Genomic DNA, 20,386 nt, shown 5'->3' with positions numbered 1-20,386 from the left:
GCGCCCTTCCGAGCCAGATCATTCATGTCCGAAAAGCCGCAAAAGTCCGAAGCCAAAGACTATTCCAAAACCCTGTTCCTGCCGCAGACGGAATTCCCGATGCGCGCCGGCCTGCCGCAGCGCGAGCCGGAGATCCTCAAGCGCTGGTACGAGATCGGCCTCTACGAGAAGCTGCGCGAGAGCGCCAAGGGCCGCGACAAATTCGTGCTGCATGACGGCCCGCCCTACGCCAACGGCAACATCCACATCGGCACGGCGCTGAACAAGATCCTCAAGGATCTCGTCACCAAGAGCCAGCAGATGCTCGGCTTCGATTCAAACTATGTGCCCGGCTGGGACTGCCACGGCCTGCCGATCGAGTGGAAGGTCGAGGAGGAGCACTACCGCAAGAAGGGCAAGCAGAAGCCCGATTTCCGCGACTCTGCGGCGATGGTCGACTTCCGCCGGGAGTGCCGCGCCTATGCGACGCACTGGCTCAACGTGCAGCGCGAGGAGTTCAAGCGTCTCGGCGTGATCGGCGACTGGGCCCATCCCTACGCCACCATGAGCTATCCGGCGGAAGCCCAGATCGCGCGTGAACTGATGAAGTTCGCCGCCAACGGCACGCTCTATCGCGGCTCCAAGCCGGTGATGTGGAGCGTGGTCGAGAAGACCGCGCTTGCCGAAGCCGAGGTCGAATATGAGGACTACACCTCGGACATGGTCTGGGTGAAATTCCCGGTTTCGCAAGTCCCCTATGGCCCCCAGGGCCAACGGCTCGAACCTAACGAGGAATACCCGGAGATGAGGCCGATGCTTCCAGAAGGCGCATCGGTTGTGATCTGGACGACCACGCCATGGACGCTGCCGGGCAACCGCGCGATCAGCTACTCCGACAAGATCGCTTACGGCCTTTATCGGGTAACGGACGCTCCCGCAGACAATTGGGCGCGAGTTGATGATCTTCTCATCCTTTCTGACAAGCTAGCCCCGGACGTTTTCAAACAGGCCCGCGTTGAGGCATTTGAACGGGTTTCGGACGTGTCCGCCGCAATGCTGAGTCAAATGACCTGCGCGCATCCTCTGCGCGGGCGCGGATATGATTTCATTGTTCCGCTTCTCGAAGGCGATCATGTCACCGACGATACCGGCACTGGTTTCGTGCACACTGCTCCAGGGCATGGCCGTGAGGACTTCGACGTCTGGATGGAGAACAAGTCACTGCTCGATGCAGGGAAGATCAATACTACAATTCCCTACACAGTCGACGAGAACGGCGCGTTTACCGATCACGCGCCCGGGTTTACCGGCAAGCGCGTAATTAATGACAAGGGCGAAAAAGGTGACGCCAACGAGGCGGTAATCAAGGCTCTGGTCGAGGCAGGCAAGTTGTTGGCACGCGGCCGACTCAAGCACCAGTATCCGCATTCCTGGCGCTCAAAAAAGCCGGTGATCTACCGCAATACGCCGCAGTGGTTCATTGCGATGGACCAGTCAATCACCGCTACGCCTATCAAATGGTGGCCAGACTCTGGGTTTGCTTCCTCGGATACGCTGCGAAACAGGGCGCTCAAAGCAATCTCGGTGACGCAATGGGTTCCGCCCTCCGGACAGAACCGCATCAACGGCATGATCGAGGCGCGCCCCGACTGGGTGATCTCGCGCCAGCGTGCCTGGGGCGTGCCGATTGCCGTGTTCGTACGCGAGAAGGGGGACGGCTCGGCCGAGATCCTTCAGGACGAGGCGGTCAACACGCGCATTGGCGACGCCTTCGAGAAGGAAGGCGCCGACGCCTGGTACATGGACGGCGCCCGCGAGCGCTTCCTCGGAAGCCGCGCCAATGAGGACTGGAAGAAGGTCGACGACATCCTCGACGTCTGGTTCGATTCAGGCTCGACCCACGCCTTCGTGCTGGAAGACCCCGTGCATTTCCCCGGCCTCGCCGGCATCAAGCGCAAGGTCGACGGCGGCACGGACACAGTGATGTATCTGGAGGGCTCGGACCAGCATCGCGGCTGGTTCCATTCCTCGCTGCTGGAAAGTTGCGGCACGCGCGGACGCGCGCCCTATGACATCGTGCTGACCCACGGCTTCACCCAAGCCGAGGACGGCCGCAAGATGTCGAAGTCGCTCGGCAACACCATCGAGCCGCAGGCCGTTATCAAGGAATCCGGCGCCGACATCCTCCGGCTCTGGGTCGCGTCCTGCGACTACACCGACGACCAGCGCATCGGGCCCGAGATCCTGAAGAACACGGTCGAGACCTACCGCAAGCTGCGCAACACCGTGCGCTGGATGCTCGGCACGCTACATCACTACAAGCCGGCCGACGCGGTCGCGCCCGCCGAGATGCCCGAGCTCGAGCGGCTGATGCTGCACGAGCTCGCGCTCCGCGCCGAATTGATCCGCAGGGCCTATGAGACGTTCGACTTCAAGAGCGTGGTCGCAATCCTGTCCGCGTTCCTGAACAGCGAACTCTCGGCGTTCTATTTCGATATCCGCAAGGATACGCTCTATTGCGATCCGCCGTCCTCGCTGACGCGCAAGGCGGCGCTGACCACGATCGATATGCTCTGCAACGCGATCCTGAAATGGCTGGCGCCGGTGCTGAGCTTCACCGCCGAGGAGGCGTGGCGGATGTACCGGCCGGATGCCGAGCCCTCGGTGCATCTGACGCTGTTCCCCGAAGGTCTCGAAAACTTGCGCGACGACAAGCTCGCCGCGAAATGGGAGATCATCCGCAACGTGCGCCGCGTCGTCACCGGTGCGCTCGAACTCGAGCGCGCGGCCAAGAACATCGGCTCGTCGCTCGAGGCATCACCGGTGATCTATATCGCCGACCGGAACACGATGATGACGCTGTTCGACGTCGATCTCGCCGAGGTCTGCATCACCTCGAATTACGAGGTGCGCGAGGGAGAGGCGCCGGCGGCTGCGTTCCGTCTCGATGCCGTTCCCGGCGTTGCCGTCGTGGTCGAGAAGGCGCAGGGCACCAAATGCGCCCGCTCCTGGAAGATCCTGCCGACTGTCGGCGAGGATGCGGAGTATCCCGACGTCACCCCGCGCGATGCCACGGCGCTGCGCGAGTGGAAGGCGTTGGGGGTGGGCATTTGATCTTAGTTGCCAACCACGATCGCGAAGGCTGATGACCACGAGTCTTTCAACCAACTTCCGCCTGGGGTTATGTGTCCCGGCCTTCGCCGGGACGACGGCGGAGTTTGGGGCCGCAGCACCATGACCCCTCTCCGCGCCGGCGTTCTGTCTGCCGTGATTTCGCTCGTGCTGGACCAGGCCTCGAAGCTCTGGCTGCTCAACGTGTTCGACCTCAACCGTCGCGGCGGGCTGAGGTTGACGTCTTTCTTCGACCTCATGCCGGCCTGGAACAAGGGCATCAGCTATGGCTGGCTGCAGACCGAAGGCGCGGCCGGGCAGATCGCGCTGATGGCGGTCAAGGCCGTCGCGGTGGTCCTGCTGGCAGTCTGGATGACCCGCGCGCAGACCCGGCTGGCAACGGTGGCGCTGGGGCTGATCATCGGCGGCGCCATCGGCAATGCCATCGACCGTCTGGCCTATGGCGCCGTGTTCGATTTCGCGCTGTTTCACGTCGAAATCGCCGGAAATACCTACAATTGGTACGTGTTTAACCTCGCCGACGTGGCCATCGTTGCTGGGGTTGCGGCCCTATTGTATGATTCCTTCCTGGGGGTACCCGCCGCAAAAGCGCCCTGATCCCGGCCGATACGGGCCCGGACGGTGGAACCTTGCTTGCGAGGGCAGGCCCGCGCAGGGCGCGGCGATCGATTACGAAACAGAACAGGTACAGCGATGCGCGAAAGCGAGCCGAAAGGTTGGATGATGCGAAGCTCGATGCACGGGCTGTTGCGCTCGCTGAAGCTTACTTCCGTCGCACTCGGCATCGGTCTCGTGATGGCGGCCGGCGCGGCCCGCGCCGGCGATGACGACGAAGAAGACGACCGGACCTTCGAGGAAAAACTCATCGACAATCTGATGTCCGGCCTCGGCGCCCAGGGCGGCCGCAGCTTGGAGAAGCCCGGCATCGAATACCGCGAACGTTCACCGCTGGTAGTGCCTCCGAAGCTCGACCTGCCTCCGCCTGCGTCGTCTGCCGAGGCGGCCGCGCCAAACTGGCCGAAGGACCCCGACGAAAGGCGCCGCAAGGAGCTTGCTGCCGCAAGAAAGAAATCCGGCACCAAATTCCAGCAGCCATGGGAAGCCGCCCGGCCGCTGACGCCAGCCGAGATGAACGCGGCCAAGACGAACGGCCCTACTCGCACCACCAGCAACGAGCCGGGCCAGCCTACTCAGAACAATCCGACCCTGAGTCCGGCCCAGCTCGGCTACACCGGCGGCCTGTTCAAACTCTTCAAGGGCGACAGCAACGAAGCCGCGGAATTCAAGTCTGAACCGCCGCGGGGATCCCTGACCGAGCCGCCGCCCGGTTACCAGACGCCCTCGCCGAATTACGCCTATGGTTCCGGGGGGCCGGACAAAACCAAGAAGACGTATTACGACGTGCAGAGCGGCAAGGAAAAAGAGCAATAGCGCTCCTGCCGGCCTTTCGTGCTCATTGAGGAACTGCCGCAATCGTCCGGTGTAGGCCGGATGCAGCACATGACTTATCTTTAACTTCACGATGACGGCGTTCTCTGCTTCGTGACGCAAAGCGCTAGGTCGCACGGTGTAGCATGCCGTGCTTTTGCACCCGGGCATTTGGGTCCGGGCTTTCACAAGGATTGTGATGTCCTCATACCGATCGGCTGCCTGCCTCCTCGCCGCGTTGCTCTCCACTTGTGCTCTTACAACCGGCGGCGCATCTGCCCAGACAACGGTAACATCCGCACCACCCAGCAGCTTCACGCTCGGTAACGGACTCCAGGTCGTGGTGATTCCCGACCACCGCACGCCCGTGGTCACGGAGATGATCTGGTACAAGGTCGGCTCGGCCGACGAGACGCCCGGCAAATCGGGGCTCGCCCATTTCCTCGAGCACCTGATGTTCAAGGGCACGGAGAAACATCCGGTCGGCGAATTCTCACAGACCGTGCTGCGCGTCGGCGGCAACGAGAACGCCTCCACCTCGGTCGACTACACCAACTACTATCAGCGCGTGCCGCGCGAGCAGCTGCCAACCATGATGGAGTTCGAAGCCGATCGCATGACGGGACTCGTGCTCAAGGACGAGAACGTGCTGCCCGAGCGCGACGTCGTGCTCGAGGAATACAACATGCGCGTTGCCAACAGTCCCGAGGCACGGCTGAACGAGCAGGTCATGGCCGCGCTCTATCTCAACCATCCCTACGGCCGGCCGATAATCGGCTGGCACCAGGAGATCGAGAAGCTCAATCGCGAGGATGCGCTGGCGTTCTACCGGCGCTTCTATGCGCCGAACAACGCGATCCTGGTGATCGCCGGCGACGTCGAGGTCGCCGACGTGCGCCCGCTGGTCGAGCGCAATTTCGGCCCGATCCCGGCACAGCCCGCGATCCCCGCGCAACGCATCCGTCCGCAGGAGCCGGAGCCGGCTGCTCCGCGCACCGTCACGCTGTCCGATCCGCGCGTCGAGCAGCCCGGCCTGCGCCGCTATTACCTCGCGCCGTCGGCAACCACGGCGGCAGCCGGCGAGAGCGCTGCGCTCGACGTGCTCGCGCAACTGATGGGCAGCGGCAGCAACTCCTATCTCTACCGCGCGCTCGTCGTCGACAAGCCGCTCGCGGTCTCCGCCAGCGCCAGCTATTCGAGCACCTCGCTCGACCCAAGCCAGTTCTCGATCGCGGCCTCGCCCAAGCAGGGCGTCAGCTTCGCGGAGGTCGAGCAGGTGATCGACGGCGTGATCGCCGACATCGTGCAAAATCCGATCCGCGCCGAGGATCTCGAGCGGGTCAAGACCCAGCTCATCGCGCAGGCGATCTATGCCCAGGACAATCAGGCCGTGCTGGCGAGCTGGTATGGCGGCGCGCTGACCACGGGCCTGTCCATCGAGGACATCCGCAGCTGGCCCGATCGCATCCGCGCCGTCACCGCCGAACAGGTGCGCGCCGCCGCGCAAAAGTGGCTCGAGAAGAAGCGCTCAGTCACCGGCTACCTGATCAAGGACACCACCACCGCCAAGCGCGAGGAGAAGCGTTCGTGACCTATTCCTTCCTCCGCGTGCGGGGCATCGCGCTCTGCGTCGTCACCTCGGTGACGCTCTCTCTGGTGTCCATCTCTCCGTCACAGGCCGCGGCCAAGATCCAGCACCTGACCTCGCCCGGCGGCATCGAAGCCTGGTTCGTGCAGGACGCGACCGTGCCACTGATCGCGATGGAGTATTCGTTTGCCGGCGGCGCGTCGCAGGACCCCAAGGACAAGCCTGGTGTCGCCAATCTCGTCGGCGACCTCCTCGACGAAGGCTCCGGCGATCTCGATTCCAAGACCTTCCACGAGCGGCTCGACCGCCGCGCCATCGAGCTCTCCTTCAACGCCAACCGCGACACCTTCCGCGGCAGCCTGCGCATGCTCCGCGACAACAAGGACGAGGCTTTCGACCTGTTGCGGATGGCGCTGACCTCGCCGCATTTCGACACCGCCGACGTCGAGCGTATCCGTTCCCAGGTCATCTCGGGCCTGCGCCGCGACACCACCAATCCGACCGCGCTCGCCAGCCGTAAACTTTCCGAGATCGCCTTCGGCGATCATCCCTACGGCCGGCCGACCAGCGGGACGCTGGAAAGCGTGCCGACCATCACGGTCGCCGACATGAAGGATTATGTCGGCCGCGTGCTGGCCAGGGACACGCTGAAGGTCGCGGTCGTCGGCGACGTCGACCCGGCAACCCTCGGCAAGCTGCTCGACAGGACGTTTGGCAGCCTGCCGGCCAAGGCGAACCTCACACAGGTCCCCGACGTCCAGCCAGCCGCACCGCCGCAGCGCGCCTTCGTGCCACTCGACGTGCCGCAGACCGTGATCACCTTTGGCGGCCCCGGCGTGAAGCGCAGCGATCCGAACTTCATGGCCGCCTACGTCGTCAACCACATCCTGGGCGGCGGCGGACTGTCGTCCCGGCTCTATCGCGAGGTGCGCGAGAAGCGAGGGCTCGCCTATTCGGTGTTTGAAGCGCTGCTGTGGATGGAGCATTCGGCCGTGTTCATCGGCAGCACCGGCACGCGGGCGGACCGCGCCGGCGACACCATCGACGCAGTCGAGAGGGAGGTGCGCCGCATCGCCGAGGAGGGACCGACGCAGAAGGAGCTCGACGAGGCGAAGTCTTATCTCAAGGGCTCGCAGATGCTGGCGCTCGATACCTCTTCCAAGCTCGCGCAGGCGCTGCTGCAGTATCAGCAGGACAAGCTTCCGATCGACTATATCGAGAAGCGCAATGCCATCGTCGATGCCGTGACGCTGGACGACGCCAAGCAGGCCGCGAAGCGGCTATGGGGCCAGGGCCTCCTGACCGTCATCGTCGGCCGCGCGCCCCAAGCGGCCGCGCAGCCCGCCGCAGCGCCCGCGCCGAAGTCGAACTGAAGTTGCGATCTCCGCAATGAATGGCCGGGCTTGCCCCGGCCATTCGCATTTTCCATGATGCAGCATTGCCAAATGAGGGTGCCCGGGATAGGTCGAGGCATCACGAAGGTGCCATCATGCTGCGGATTTCCCGCGATCTCGTCATCGACGAAGACGACATCGAGATCGGCTTCGTCCGCGCCTCCGGCCCGGGCGGACAGAATGTCAACAAGGTCGCGACCTCGGCGCAGCTGCGCTTCGACACGCGCAAGCTGACCCTGCCGGAGGACGCTGCCTTGCGCCTTGCGCGCCTTGCCGGTCAACGCATGACCAAGGACGGCGTCATCGTGATCCAGGCGCAGCGTTTTCGCACCCAGGAGCGCAACCGCCAGGACGCAATCGACCGCCTGCTCGAGATCCTGCGCGAGGCCATGGTGCGGCCGACGCCGCGCCGCGCGACGCGGCCGACCTTCGCCTCCAAGCAGCGCCGGCTCGACAGCAAGAAGCGCCGCGGCGACATCAAGGCCAGGCGCGGCGGCGGCTTCGACGATTGAACAGTTGAAAAGAATCTCCGGCCGCTGGCGACCGGAGATTTGCCGTCTCGAATCTCGGTGCTAAAGCGCGATGAGATTAGGATGAATCGTCATCGCGCTTTAGGTTGTTGTTTGAGCATGATCTCCGCGCAAACGCGTTCCGCGTTTGTCGCGAGGGAAAACCGCTCCACACATTGCGCTAACGCGGCCCTCCGGGTCCGGATCATGCTCTAGTAGCGCTTGCCGGCGGCAGCACCGCCTGACGTGGAATTGTCGACCGTCCCCTTATGCGCAGCGCTGCCGGTGGCGCCGACCGTGCCCTTCGTGCCCTTGGTCGACTTCATGCCTACCTTGTCGCCGGCAGCGCCCTGCTGCGCGCCCAAATCCTCATCTTCGCTGCCTGACACGCCGCCCTGCATGGGCTTGCTTTGCACGGTGCCGCGCGTCTTGGCGTCAGTCGACGCACCTTGAGCGAGAACGGGTGTCGCAATCAGAGCCGAGAGGGCGCATGCGATCACGGAGGTCTTCACCAACTTCATCCACTTCTCCTGGATTTTTGTCGCGATGAACGGTCCGGTGATTCTACGCACCGTTCGCCTGAACTGGACCATTTCATCGCGTAAGAGTGCGAACGGCGCGCCCGTGATGCAAACCGTCTGGTGTGGTGATCGTTGAGGGATTTCGCGGCCGTTTCGCGGAATTGCGCTCCTCATATGCGGCAGCGCACGAATGCGCGCCGCATTCGTGTTGGCAGCTCAAAGCTGGAAATGTCCTATATTTGGTATGTGGGAAGCTCAAGCTTCCACATGCATTTGCGTCCGGGCGACGTTAGACTGGGTCTCTTCGCCGAGTGAACCCATGCCCGTCCGCCAACTTCCCGAACAGATCGTTAATCGCATCGCCGCGGGCGAGGTGGTGGAACGGCCTGCGAGCGTGGTCAAGGAACTGGTCGAGAACGCCATCGATGCCCGCGCGAGCCGCATCGACGTCTTCACCGATGGCGGCGGCCGGCGGCGGATCGGCATCACCGACGACGGCAGCGGCATGACGGCGAGGGACCTGTCGCTCGCGGTCGAACGCCACGCCACGTCCAAGCTCGATGACGAGGATCTCCTGCAAATCCGCACGCTCGGGTTCCGCGGCGAGGCGCTGCCCTCGATCGGCTCGGTTGCACGGCTCTCGATCACCACGCGCCACGCCAGCGAACCGCATGCCTGGGCGCTGTCGGTCGAAGGCGGCGAGAAGTCCGAGATCATGCCGGCAGCGCTGGCGCATGGCACGCGCGTCGAGGTCAACGACCTCTTCTATGCGACGCCGGCGCGGCTGAAATTCCTGAAGACCGACCGCACCGAGGCGGAAGCCATTCGCGAAGTGGTCAGGCGGTTGGCGATGGCGCGCCCCGACATTGCCTTCACGCTCGCCGGCGAGGAGCGCGCGCCGGTGACCTGGGCCGCTGCCCTGCCCGGCGCCGCCGGCCGGCTGACGCGGCTCGGCGATATCTTGGGCGCGGAGTTTCGCAGCCATGCGATCGAGGTTCATGCCGAGCGCGACGGCGTCGTCGTCGCGGGTTACGCGGCTGCCCCCGCTCTGACAAAGGCGAATGCGCTCGGGCAATATCTCTTCGTCAACGGACGCCCCGTGCGCGACAAGCTGATCCTGGGGGCGGTGCGCGCGGCCTACTCCGACTATCTGCCGCGCGACCGCCATCCGGTGCTGGCGCTGTTCGTCACGCTCGACCCGCGTGAGGTCGACGCCAACGTGCACCCGGCCAAGACCGAGGTACGGTTCCGCAATGCCGGGCTCGTGCGCGCGCTGATCGTACACGGATTGAAGGAAGGTCTTGCGCGCGAGGGACGACGCACCGCCGCCAATAGCGGCGGCAGCGCGCTGTCGTCATTCCGCCCCGCGTTCGCGCCGCGCCCGGGCAATTGGGACTGGCGGCAGTCGCCATCCGCCCCGACGGCGCCGCTGCCGTCCTTCGAGGGCACCGCTGCGCCGGCTTTCGCGGAGCGCGTGCAGGCCGCCTTCGACGTCGGCGCGCCGACCGCGGATGTGAGAATCGAGACGCAGCCCGTCGGCGATCTGGTCGACCGTCCGCTCGGCGCGGCGCGCACGCAGATCCACGAGACCTACATCGTGTCGCAGACCCGCGACGGCCTCATCATCATCGATCAACATGCCGCCCATGAGCGTATCGTCTATGAACGGCTGAAGGCGTCGCTGGCGAAGAACGGCGTGCAGCGGCAAATCCTCCTGATCCCCGAGATCGTCGAGATGGACGAGGCGACGGTGGAACGGCTGCTAGCGCGAAGCGACGAGCTGGCTTCGTTCGGGCTCGCGATCGAATCCTTCGGTCCGGGTGCCGTTGCAGTGCGCGAGACGCCGTCGCTGCTCGGCAAGGCTGACGCAGGTGGATTGTTGCGCGATCTCGCCGAGCACATGGCCGAGTGGGACGAGGCGCTGCCGCTGGAGCGCCGCCTGATGCACGTCGCCGCCACCATGGCCTGCCACGGCTCGGTGCGCGCAGGCCGTCGGCTCAAGCCGGAGGAGATGAACGCGCTGCTCCGCGAGATGGAGGAGACGCCGAACTCCGGCCAGTGCAATCACGGCCGGCCGACATATGTGGAGCTGAAGCTCGCGGATGTCGAGAAGCTGTTCGGGCGGAGGTGAACCGACGCTGCTGTAGGGTGGGTTACTAACCCACCCTACGGAGCCTTCAAAAACACGAACTCCGTGTCGTCATAGGCGCGCCGCTCCAGTTCCTCGAAGCCTTCGGGCGCGGTGAACTGCGCGGCCTTCGCTTCTTCGACCACCAGCAGCGCCCCCGGCGTGAGCCAGCCCCCGTCGCGCAAGCTCGCGAGCGCCCGCTCGGCAAAACCCTTGCCGTAGGGTGGATCGAGGAACACCAGCGAAAACGGCTCGACGGGATGCGCAGGCCCAAGGTCCGTCGCATCGCGACGATAGACCTTCGTCACACCGCCCAGGCCCAGCGCCTCGACATTGTTGCGGAGTAGCGCACGCGCCTCGGCGCCGTTGTCGACGAACAGCGTGAATTTCGCGCCGCGCGAGGCCGCCTCGATGCCGAGCGCGCCCGTGCCGGCGAAGAGATCGAGCACGCGCGCGTCCTCGATCGGATCGTCATAGGCGTGCACGAGGATGTTGAACACGGACTCGCGCAAACGATCCGCCGTGGGACGGATGTCGCGCGAGGACGGCGCGGCGAGATTGCGCCCCTTCAATCGTCCGCCGACGACGCGCATTTACTCGTCTTTCGGACTGAGATCGCGCTTGCCGTGATAGCCTCGCTTGGGACGGCGCGGCGGGCCGTAGCCGCTCGCTTCCATCTCGTTGCGCTCGCGCGCCTCCTCGCTGCCGGTGCGCTGCACCAGCACGCGGCGGCCCTTGCGGTCGTTGATCACGGCGCGCTTCATCGGCTTCTCGCGCGGAGCATCGTCGTCGCGGGAGGCGGATTTCGAGGGCACGTCGAACTGCGCGCCCGACTTCTCGATCACCTTGTCACCGAGCTGTTCGCGCAGCACGCGTGACTTGATCTCGTCGACCTGGCCTTCAGGAACCTCGCCGAGCTGGAACGGACCGTAGGACACGCGGATCAGCCGGTTCACCTCGAGCCCGAGATGGGCGCAGACGTTGCGCACCTCGCGGTTCTTGCCTTCGCGGATCGCGAACACCAGCCAGACATTGGCGCCCTGGTCGCGCTCGAGCGTGGCGTCGATCGGGCCGTATTTGACGCCCTCGACCTCGATGCCGTTCTTCAATTGATCGAGCTGCGCTTGCGTGATCTCGCCATGGGCGCGGACGCGGTAGCGGCGCAGCCAGCCGGTGTCCGGCAATTCGAGGGTGCGCGCGAGGCCACCATCGTTGGTGAGCAGCAAGAGGCCTTCAGTGTTGAAGTCGAGCCGGCCGACGCTGATCAGCCGCGGCAGGCCTTCCGGCAGGTTGTCGAACACGGTCGGACGCCCCTCGGGGTCGTCATGCGTCGTCATCAGCCCGCGCGGCTTGTGATAGAGGAACAGCCGCGTGCGCTCGCGCGGCGGCAAAGGCTTGCCGTCGACGGCGACGACGTCGTTCTGCGTCACGTCGAGCGCCGGCGAGTTGATGACGCGGCCGTTGACGGTGACGCGGCCCTGCGTGACCATCTCCTCGGCATCGCGCCGCGAGGCCAGGCCAGCGCGCGCCAGCACCTTGGCGATGCGCTCGCCGGCCTTCTTCGGCTTCGGCTCGTCCTCACGACGCGGCCGCCGGTCGAAATCGCGATCGCGATCGCGCTCGCGATAGGCGCCGCGGCCGCCGAAGGCCGGACGCTTGGTGAAGATCTGGCTGTCGTCCTCATTGTCGCGGCGCGGCCGGTCGCGGAAGCGGCCTTCGCTGCGCGGATGCTCCTGCCAGTCCATGCGGCCCTCCGGCCGCTTGTCGCGCGGCCGGCCAAACTTGGGACGGTCTTCGCCAAAGCGTTCCTCGCGTGAGCGCTGGAAACGCGGACGATCCTCACCGCCCTCCTCGCGCCGCCGCGAGAAGCGCGGACGGTCTTCGCCACGGCCACCCTCGCGCCGGTCGTCGCGCTGACGCCACGGCTTTTCCTCACCGCGATCGCGGCCACCAAAATCCTTGCCAAAACTCTTGCCAAAAGACTTGCGCGGACGATCGTCGCGGTCGCGCGGGCGATCGCCAAAGCTGCGCTTGCGATCCCCGCCTTCGAAGTTGCGTTTGCCTTCGAAATCGCGGTCGCGGCCAAAGTCCTTGCGCGGCCGGTCGGAGCCACCGCGCGAAAACTTCCGGTCCTCGAACCGCCGCTCGGACCGCTCGCCGCGCGGCGCGCGCTCGTCACGGTCGAACTGCGGACGATCTCCGCGCGGCTTGAACGGACGGTCGCCACGCGGCTTGAAGCTGCGCTCGCCGCGATCCTCGCGGCCGCGGTCGTCGCGCTTGAAGCGCGGCCGGTCACCATAGTCGCGCCGCGGTGCATCGCCATCCTCGCGGCGGCGGAACGGCCGGCTGTCGCGGTCGCCGCGGGAGGGGCGCTCGTCACGATCGCCCTTGCCGGCAAAGCCGCGCTTGGCGAACTTCTTCTCGGGGCCGCGCGGCTTGCCGGTGCGGCCCTTGGACGGGCCTCGATCACGCCGGCCGCGGGAATCGTTGTCTTTGTCGCTGTCGCGGGGCATGAATAATCTCACTTAGGGGGTGGCCAGAAAGCATTGTGCGCGCTCGTTCCGAGCCGCATGCTCAGGCAAAATCGGTATCCACTCTTGCTGAAGGCGGAGCTAGTAGCAGGTTTCTGGCAATGATACGAGGCATGAAAGCCCCTTCTTTCATGGATTTGGCGCTCAAAACGGCCGAAAATGCCGGAAAATCGGGCGAAGTTCCGATCGGATGCGTCGTGGTGCGCAATTACGAGGTCATCGCGACTGCCGCCAACCGGACGCTGACCGACCACGACCCCACGGCCCATGCCGAGATCATCGCGCTGCGCGAAGCCGCCAGGAAGATCGGCAGCGAGCGGCTGGTCGATTGCGACCTCTACGTGACGCTCGAGCCCTGCACCATGTGTGCGGGCGCGATCTCCTTTGCAAGGGTCAGGCGGCTCTATTACGGCGCGGCCGACCCCAAGGGCGGCGCGGTCGAGTCCGGGGTGCGGTTCTTCGCCTCCCCGACCTGCCACCATACGCCAGAGGTCTATTCGGCCGTCGGCGAGAGCGAGGCGGCGCGGCTGCTGCGGGAGTTCTTTCGCGAGCGGCGGTAGGCGCCACACATACCGCTGTCATGCCCCGGCTCGACCGGGGCATCCAGTACGCTGCGGCCTATCGATTCTAGCACAACCGTCTCGGAGTACTGGATCGCCCGGTCAAGCCGGGCGATGACAGTGTGGCTCAAGCCGAGAAAAACTCGCGCAGCGCCTTTGCGGTGACATCGGGGTTTTCCTCAGTCAGGAAGTGCCCCGAGTCCACCGGCATGCCCTCGACGTTGGTTGCCCATTGCTTCCAGGTGTCGAGCGGCGTGGCGGCGGCCTGCGCGATGCCGGCGTTGCCCCAGAGCGCGAGCATCGGGATCGTGATCTTCTTGCCGGCCTCGAAATCCGCCTTGTCGAGCTCGTAGTCGAAATAGGCACCGGCACGATAGTCCTCGCACATCGCATGCACGCGGGCGGGGTCGCGGAACGGGACGATGTAGTGCGCGAGCGCGCGCTTGTCGATCGCAGCCAGCGTCTTCGACTTGGTCTGGCTGGCCATCTTGAAGCGCAGGAAAAACTCGCCGTTGCTCGCGATCAGCGTCTCCGGCAATGGCGCGGGCTGCGCCAGGAAGGTCCAATGATAGATCTTCAGCGCATACTGCCGGTTCATGCGCTCCCAGTAATCATAGGTCGGCAGGATATCGAGCACGGCAAGACGCGACAGCCGGCCGGGATGATCGAGCGCCAGGCGATAGGACACGCGCGCGCCGCGGTCGTGGCCGGCGAGCGCGAAGTGCACGTGGCCGAGTTGCTCCATCGCCTCGACCATGGCGTTCGCCATCGCGCGCTTGCTGTAGGGCGTATGCTCCGCATCGCTGCCCGGCATGTCCGACCAACCATAGCCCGGCAGGTCGGCGATGATCAGCGTGAAGCGGTCGGCAAGCTGTGGCGCGACGCGGTGCCACATCACATGCGTCTCGGAGAAGCCGTGCAGCAGCAGGAGCGGCGGCCCCTTGCCGCCGACGCGGGCAAAGATGCGGCCCGAAGAGGTGTTGATCCATTCGGAGGCAAAGCCGGGATAGAGCTCGGCGAGATCGGACATGAGTTTCCTTCCCTCAAATGTCTTTTCCGGCACGCTTTAACGAGCGGCCACGGCGCCCCCTAACCAAAATGACGAAAACAACCCCATGCAAAGTAGCACGGCGATTGCCGGCACGCGCGCGTCCGATGCGCGCGTGCCGGAAAAACGACAGTCAGATCTTGGCCTTCTCCGCTTCCACCGCCTGCCAGCCGATGTCACGGCGGCAAAAGCCGTCCGGCCAGCTGATACGGTCGACGGCCTGGTAGGCGCGCGCCTGCGCCTCGGTCACGGTCTTGCCGAGTGCACAGACGTTGAGCACGCGGCCGCCATTGGCGAGGATCGCGCCGTCCTTCGCCACCGTGCCGGCGTGGAAGATCTCGACGGTGTCGATCTCAGCGGCCTCGTCGAGCCCGTCGATGCGGGTGCCCTTCTGGTAGTCGCCGGGGTAACCCTTCGCCGCCATCACGACCGTGAGCGCGGATTCCGGATACCAGCGCAGATCAAAATGCTTCAACTCTCCGTCGCAGGAGGCGAGGAGCGCCGGCACGATGTCCGACATCATGCGCAGCATCAGCACCTGGCACTCGGGATCGCCGAAACGGACATTGAACTCGAACAGCTTTGGGCCCTGCGTCGTCAGCATGATCCCGGCATAGAGCACGCCGCGGAACGGCGTGCCGCGCTGCTTCATGCCGGCGACCGTCGGCAGGATGATCCTTGCCATGATCGCGTCATGGATCGCCGGCGTAACCAGCGGCGTCGGCGAATAGGCGCCCATGCCGCCGGTGTTCGGGCCGACGTCATGGTCGAACACGCGCTTGTGGTCCTGGGCGGAGGCCAGCGGAATGGCCGTCTCGCCGTCGCACAGCGCAAAGAAGCTGATCTCGCGGCCTGGCAGGAATTCCTCAATCACGACCTCGGCGCCGGCCTCGCCAAAGGCGCCGTCGAACATCATGGCGATGGCGTCTTCGGCCTCGCGAATGGTCTTGGCGACCACGACGCCCTTGCCGGCGGCAAGGCCATCGGCCTTGACCACGATCGGCGCGCCCTGGCTATGGATATAGGCGAGCGCATCCTCAGGCTTGGTGAAGCGCTTGTAGGCGCCGGTTGGAATGCCGAATTCGGTGCACAGCGCCTTGGTAAAGCCCTTGGAGCTTTCCAGCTGGGCAGCCGTCTTGCTCGGCCCGAACGCCTTGATGCCGGCAGCTGCAAGATCATCGACGATGCCGGCCGCAAGCGGCGTTTCCGGGCCGACCACGACAAGCTCGACCGCATTCGTCTTGCAGAAGTCGATCACGGCGACGTGGTCGGCGACGTCGAGCGCGATGCATTCAGCTTCGCGGGCGATCCCGGCGTTGCCCGGTGCGCACCAGAATTTGGTCACCAGAGGAGACGCCGCGATCTTCCATGCGAGGGCATGTTCGCGGCCGCCGGAACCGAGCAGGAGAATGTGCATGCGAGTCTCGAAACGGGGGTGTGCTGGACGCGTCGGTCGCACGAATCCGCGCTGGCCTCAAGGGGGCCGGCAGTCATTCCGGGCTCGCGCCCAAGTGGGCGCGCCCCGGAATGACGGCGGGATGGGCTAACCCTGCTTCCCCGCAATGATCTCCTGCAACGTCGCCACATGCCGCGCGAATGCGCCGCGGCCCGAGGCGGTCGCGGTGACGGTGGTCTGCGGCTTCTTGCCGACGAAGGCTTTCTCCACCGAGACGTAGCCAGCTTTGGCCAGCGTTTCGATATGCGCGCCTAAATTACCGTCGGTAGCGCCGGTCAGCTTCTTGAGCCGCGAGAATTCCAGGCCCGTCGCCGCCGGCAGCGCGTTCAGCGCCGCCATGATCTTCAGGCGCAGCGGCTGGTGGATGATCTCGTCGAGCTCGGCCATGGCGCTAGCTCCGCCGCATCCAGAGGCCGCCGAGGATCAGCCCGCCGCCATTGACGAAGGCCATCCACAGCGGAAAGGCCTCGCCGATGTAGAAATAGCCGATCAGCGTCAGCGCGGTGATGCCGAGTCCGATCGCTACGAAGGCGTTGCCGAACCAGAGGCCCGCCAGCGCGTAGAACAGCATGAAATAGATGGTCCAGAACGCGCCCTGTTGGCGCGGCGTGAAGTGCCCGAGCACCAGCCCGCAAAAATAGCCGAAGGCAACGAGCAGTAGGAAAGCAATAAACGCCCTGATATCGAAGGTGCGGACGCCTGTCCTGGCTCTATTGGACGCGCTGACGGCAAACGATCCAGCGATGCCGAAAACATAGACCGCGAACCAGATGTAATAGCCCTGGCGCGGCCAGAGATAGGTTGCGACGTTCGCCGCGAATACAAGACCACCCCAGAGGATCATCATCAGGCTGGCGAGATCGTAGATGCGCGATTGCCGCACGCGCTGGACGATGTCGTCGATCTCGGCCAGCGCTTCGGAGGCCTGCTTGCTGTCGATCATGACTGCCCTGCTCCCCGCGTTGCAACGTCTTCGGCGATCGCCGAGACGGCCTTCGGATTGGTGACGATGCCCATGTGGTTGATGCCTTCGATCACCTTGACGTCGACCGACGGCTTCACCGCCTGGACGGCCTCCGCATATTTGTCGGAAATCATTATCTCGTCGTCGGCGGCGCCGAAGATCGTTATCGGGCGCGTGACATTGGGCAGATCGACGCGATAGCCGCGGGTGGCGAAGTTGCGCATCAAGCGGTCGGAATAGGTGGAGACGAGGATCTTCTCGTAATTCGGTGGCACGGCGAAGGCGAGGACTGGAAGCTGCGAGCAGCAATCGATGCCGAGCTTGCGCAATGCCGCGAGGCCGAAGAAGCGCGGCCGGTCGGCATTGGCCCAGCCGCCGGAATTCGGCTTGTTGGTGGGTGCGTCATAGCCAAGATAGGGCGCGAGCAGCACGGTGCGCACGAACATGTCCTGCATGATCGGCGTCGCGGCAACACGCAGCGAGAAGCCGCCGCCGGCTGAATGACCGATCAAAGTGAGCGGCAGGTCCGGCGCGGTCTTGCGGACGAGCGCGACGAAATCGACGAGATCGTCCTCGAGCTGGCCGACATAGCCGATATCGCCGCGCGTGCCGGAGGCGCCGTGACCGCGCATGTCGAGCGCCCAGGTCTCGACCCCGCGCGCGGCGAACGCCGCCGTCAGCGCGTGATTGACGGTGCCGCTTGAGCCGGAGGAGCCGTGGATGAAAACCACGCCGCCACCGCTCGCCTGCCCTTTCGGGGCGTAATGCCGGTAGCCGAGCCAGGTGCCGTCGCGGGCCTGGAAGCGCTCGAGCGACGGAAGCGTGGACCAGTCGATGCCCTTGGCGGAATCCGAGACGGAGCGCATCTCGGCAGGCCGCTCCAGCGGAGTCGCGATCAGCGCGGTCAGCAGCAGCGCAACGGCGCCAACCGCACACAGGCCCCATTTCAGCAGGCTCAAAGCACCTCGCAGCAACCGGATCGCCATGGCTCAAGCTCCGTTAGACTCATCATCAATAGAGAGCTCTATAGTACAGAGTACTCTTTTGAGTCAATTACCCGATTGGCGCTTGGATGCGAAAATCCCTAGTTTGAGTTTCGATCCCCAATTGCCGAATCGTTTGCCGATGCCATCAGCGGAACCCCTGCTCAACACACCCGAATTCACCGTTTCCGAGCTCTCATTGTCCCTGAAGCGGACGGTCGAGGATACCTATGGCCATGTCCGGGTGCGCGGGGAGATCTCCGGCTTTCGCGGCGCCCATTCCTCCGGGCATTGCTATTTCGCGCTCAAGGACGAGAGCGCCAAGATCGAGGCGGTGATCTGGAAGGGCGTGCACGGGCGGATGCGCTTCAAGCCGCAGGAGGGCCTCGAGGTCATCGCGACCGGCAAGCTCACCACCTATCCCGGCTCCTCGAAATACCAGATCGTGATCGAGGCGCTGGAGCCGGCCGGCATCGGCGCGCTGATGGCGCTGATGGAGGAGCGCAAGAAGAAGCTTGCCGCCGAAGGCCTGTTCGACGAGGCGCGCAAGCAAATCCTGCCCTGGCTGCCGGAGGTGATCGGCGTCGTGACATCGCCAACCGGCGCCGTCATCCGCGACATCCTGCATCGGCTCGAGGACCGCTTTCCCCGCCGCGTGCTGGTGTGGCCGGTCAAGGTGCAGGGCGAAGGCTCGGCCGAGCAGATCGCGGCCGCGATCCGCGGCTTCAATGCGCTGCCGGAGGGCGGCAAGATTCCGCGGCCCGACGTCTTGATCGTGGCGCGCGGCGGCGGTTCGCTGGAGGATCTCTGGTCGTTCAACGAGGAGATCGTGGTGCGGGCAGCGGCCGAGAGCATGATCCCGCTGATCTCGGCAGTCGGCCACGAGACCGACATCACGCTGATCGATTTCGCTGCCGACAAGCGCGCGCCGACGCCGACGGCGGCCGCCGAGATGGCGGTGCCGGTGCGCAGCGATCTGTTCGTCGAGGTCGCCGATCTCGCGCGGCGTACCCGCGCCTGCTGGCAGCGCGGCCAGGAGAGCCGCCGCAACGAGCTGCGCGCCGCTGCGCGCGCATTGCCTGCGGCAAGCGATCTCCTGGCGATCCCGCGGCAGCGGCTGGATTCGGCGGGCGCCGCCCTGCCCCGCGGGCTCAAGGCCAACACGCATGCGCATTTCCGCCGTTTCGCCGCGACCAGCGCGCGGCTGACGCTGCGGGTGCTGCACGGCCAGATCGCGCAGGCCGATCATCGCCTCACGGTGTGCGGCGAGCGACTTGGGCTGTCCGCGCGATCCTTGTTGCGACGGCGGCGCGACCGCTTTGCCGGGCTCGAGGTTCGCTTACGCGCCTCAAAGCTCTCCAATGCGCAGGCGCAGCGCAATACGATCGCCCGCCAGCGCGAGCGCACCCATCGCCTTTCCGAGCGCGCGAGCCGCGCGCTGACGACGCTGCTGCAGCGGCTCGATGCCCGCGTCGAGAACAGCGGAAAACTGCTCTCCGCGCTGTCCTATCGCGGCGTGCTCGCACGCGGCTTTGCGCTGGTGCGCGATGAGGCCGGACATCCCGTACATGCCGCGGATGCGATCGGGCCGGGTGCGCGGGTCGAGATCGAGTTTGCGGATGGACGGGTCGGCGCGACGGCGGATGTGGATCGGCCGGCGCCTGAGGCACGCGCGCAGCCCAAGGCGGCATCACGCGAGGCGAAGCCGGCGCCGAAGCGGATGGCAAAGCCGGTGGATCAGGGCAGTTTGTTTTAGGAACGGCGGCGGCGCTCAGTGTTGTTGTGAGCGGTGCTTCCCCGCCCACAGCTGTCATTCCCCGCGAAAGCGGGGGGCGGCCTCTCCGTATTCGTCACCGTCTCTGGAATACTGGATCGCCCGGTCGAGTGTTTAGACCGGACAGATCACTGACGGGTGTTCGGAGACATAGCTGACACATCAACATTGGCTGGATTGGTCGATTCGGGGTCCGTCCATGCCGTGGAACGAGGTGTTAGTAGTGGATCAGCGACGCGAGTTCGTGCGACTTGCCTTGCAGGAGGGGGCGAACCGCCGGGAGTTGTGCCGGCGGTTCGGTATCAGTCCTGATGTCGGGTACAAGTGGCTGAGACGATGGCAGGCCGGCGATCGGGAACTGGCGGATCAGTCCCGTCGTCCGAAGGCGATG

18 protein-coding genes are annotated in these 20,386 nt (G+C 65.2%); 10 read left to right on the top strand and 8 right to left on the bottom strand.

All coding sequences use genetic code 11. From position 1 onward, the window contains the following. Positions 1-24: 24 nt before the first annotated feature. From ileS to arfB, 6 genes are all read left to right on the top strand, one after another. A complete protein-coding gene (ileS, locus tag YUU_RS0114625; RefSeq protein ID WP_027523053.1) occupies positions 25-3,093 on the top strand; it encodes an isoleucine--tRNA ligase in 3,069 nt (1,022 codons plus the stop codon). A gap of 120 nt (positions 3,094-3,213) precedes the next feature. After that, the gene (gene lspA, locus YUU_RS0114620; RefSeq protein ID WP_027523052.1) at positions 3,214-3,708 is read left to right on the top strand and encodes a signal peptidase II; all 495 of its coding nucleotides are present in this window, start codon (positions 3,214-3,216) and stop codon (positions 3,706-3,708) included. 96 nt (positions 3,709-3,804) lie between these two features. Then, on the top strand, positions 3,805-4,542 hold the full coding sequence (locus YUU_RS0114615; RefSeq protein WP_027523051.1) for a hypothetical protein: 738 nt from the start codon (positions 3,805-3,807) through the stop codon (positions 4,540-4,542). Positions 4,543-4,738: 196 nt separating this feature from the next. Further along, on the top strand, positions 4,739-6,130 hold the full coding sequence (locus YUU_RS0114610; protein ID WP_027523050.1) for a pitrilysin family protein: 1,392 nt from the start codon (positions 4,739-4,741) through the stop codon (positions 6,128-6,130). Next, complete coding sequence (locus tag YUU_RS0114605; RefSeq protein WP_027523049.1) at positions 6,127-7,500, top strand: pitrilysin family protein; 1,374 nt, start codon at positions 6,127-6,129, stop codon at positions 7,498-7,500. The genes YUU_RS0114610 and YUU_RS0114605 overlap by 4 nt, the downstream gene beginning before the upstream one ends. A gap of 116 nt (positions 7,501-7,616) precedes the next feature. Further along, entirely contained in the window at positions 7,617-8,033 is a 417-nt protein-coding gene (gene arfB, locus YUU_RS0114600; RefSeq protein WP_027523048.1) for an alternative ribosome rescue aminoacyl-tRNA hydrolase ArfB, read from the top strand. 209 nt (positions 8,034-8,242) lie between these two features. Here arfB and YUU_RS0114595 read toward each other — a convergent pair whose 3' ends face one another. Beyond that, positions 8,243-8,551: a hypothetical protein gene (locus YUU_RS0114595; protein ID WP_027523047.1), complete on the bottom strand. Its 309-nt coding sequence runs from the start codon at positions 8,549-8,551 to the stop codon at positions 8,243-8,245. Positions 8,552-8,870: 319 nt separating this feature from the next. Here YUU_RS0114595 and mutL point away from each other — a divergent pair, with 319 nt between their 5' ends. Further along, positions 8,871-10,682: a DNA mismatch repair endonuclease MutL gene (gene mutL / locus YUU_RS0114590; protein WP_027523046.1), complete on the top strand. Its 1,812-nt coding sequence runs from the start codon at positions 8,871-8,873 to the stop codon at positions 10,680-10,682. A 35-nt stretch (positions 10,683-10,717) separates the two neighbouring features. Here mutL and rsmD read toward each other — a convergent pair whose 3' ends face one another. Together rsmD and YUU_RS0114580 are read right to left on the bottom strand one after the other, a co-directional pair. Then, on the bottom strand, positions 10,718-11,272 hold the full coding sequence (gene rsmD / locus YUU_RS0114585) for a 16S rRNA (guanine(966)-N(2))-methyltransferase RsmD (RefSeq protein WP_027523045.1): 555 nt from the start codon (positions 11,270-11,272) through the stop codon (positions 10,718-10,720). After that, the gene (locus tag YUU_RS0114580) at positions 11,273-13,192 is read right to left on the bottom strand and encodes a pseudouridine synthase (RefSeq protein WP_027523044.1); all 1,920 of its coding nucleotides are present in this window, start codon (positions 13,190-13,192) and stop codon (positions 11,273-11,275) included. A 119-nt stretch (positions 13,193-13,311) separates the two neighbouring features. Between YUU_RS0114580 and YUU_RS0114575 the strand changes: the two genes are divergently transcribed. Next, positions 13,312-13,770 carry a nucleoside deaminase gene (locus YUU_RS0114575; RefSeq protein WP_035662390.1) on the top strand — a complete coding sequence of 153 codons (459 nt, stop codon included), beginning with the start codon at positions 13,312-13,314 and terminating at the stop codon, positions 13,768-13,770. A gap of 127 nt (positions 13,771-13,897) precedes the next feature. Here the strand turns inward: YUU_RS0114575 and YUU_RS0114570 are convergent, their stop codons facing one another. The 5 genes from YUU_RS0114570 to YUU_RS0114550 all read right to left on the bottom strand — a co-directional run bounded on the left by YUU_RS0114570 (position 13,898) and on the right by YUU_RS0114550 (position 18,224). After that, positions 13,898-14,800 (bottom strand): alpha/beta fold hydrolase, encoded by a 903-nt coding sequence (locus tag YUU_RS0114570; RefSeq protein WP_027523042.1) that lies wholly within the window; start codon positions 14,798-14,800, stop codon positions 13,898-13,900. Between the two features lie 151 nt (positions 14,801-14,951). Further along, positions 14,952-16,235, bottom strand: a complete 1,284-nt coding sequence (purD, locus tag YUU_RS0114565) for a phosphoribosylamine--glycine ligase (protein WP_027523041.1) — start codon at positions 16,233-16,235, stop codon at positions 14,952-14,954. Between the two features lie 126 nt (positions 16,236-16,361). After that, positions 16,362-16,661 carry a transcriptional regulator gene (locus YUU_RS0114560; protein ID WP_027523040.1) on the bottom strand — a complete coding sequence of 100 codons (300 nt, stop codon included), beginning with the start codon at positions 16,659-16,661 and terminating at the stop codon, positions 16,362-16,364. Positions 16,662-16,665: 4 nt separating this feature from the next. Next, positions 16,666-17,217 (bottom strand): hypothetical protein, encoded by a 552-nt coding sequence (locus YUU_RS0114555; protein ID WP_027523039.1) that lies wholly within the window; start codon positions 17,215-17,217, stop codon positions 16,666-16,668. Continuing rightward, the gene (locus YUU_RS0114550) at positions 17,214-18,224 is read right to left on the bottom strand and encodes an alpha/beta hydrolase (protein ID WP_027523038.1); all 1,011 of its coding nucleotides are present in this window, start codon (positions 18,222-18,224) and stop codon (positions 17,214-17,216) included. Before YUU_RS0114550 ends, YUU_RS0114555 begins: the two co-directional genes overlap by 4 nt. Before the next feature lie 139 nt (positions 18,225-18,363). On the opposite strand from YUU_RS0114550, the gene xseA reads away from it, so the two are divergent. After that, positions 18,364-19,977 (top strand): exodeoxyribonuclease VII large subunit, encoded by a 1,614-nt coding sequence (xseA, locus tag YUU_RS0114545; protein ID WP_027523037.1) that lies wholly within the window; start codon positions 18,364-18,366, stop codon positions 19,975-19,977. Between the two features lie 217 nt (positions 19,978-20,194). Then, positions 20,195-20,386 (top strand): helix-turn-helix domain-containing protein (locus YUU_RS0114540; RefSeq protein WP_027523036.1); only part of this gene is annotated, 192 nt, incomplete at its 3' end.

It is taken from the genome of Bradyrhizobium sp. Ec3.3, from assembly GCF_000472925.1.
GTDB lineage: Bacteria > Pseudomonadota > Alphaproteobacteria > Rhizobiales > Xanthobacteraceae > Bradyrhizobium.
This window is presented reverse-complemented; position numbering and strand designations above follow the sequence as displayed.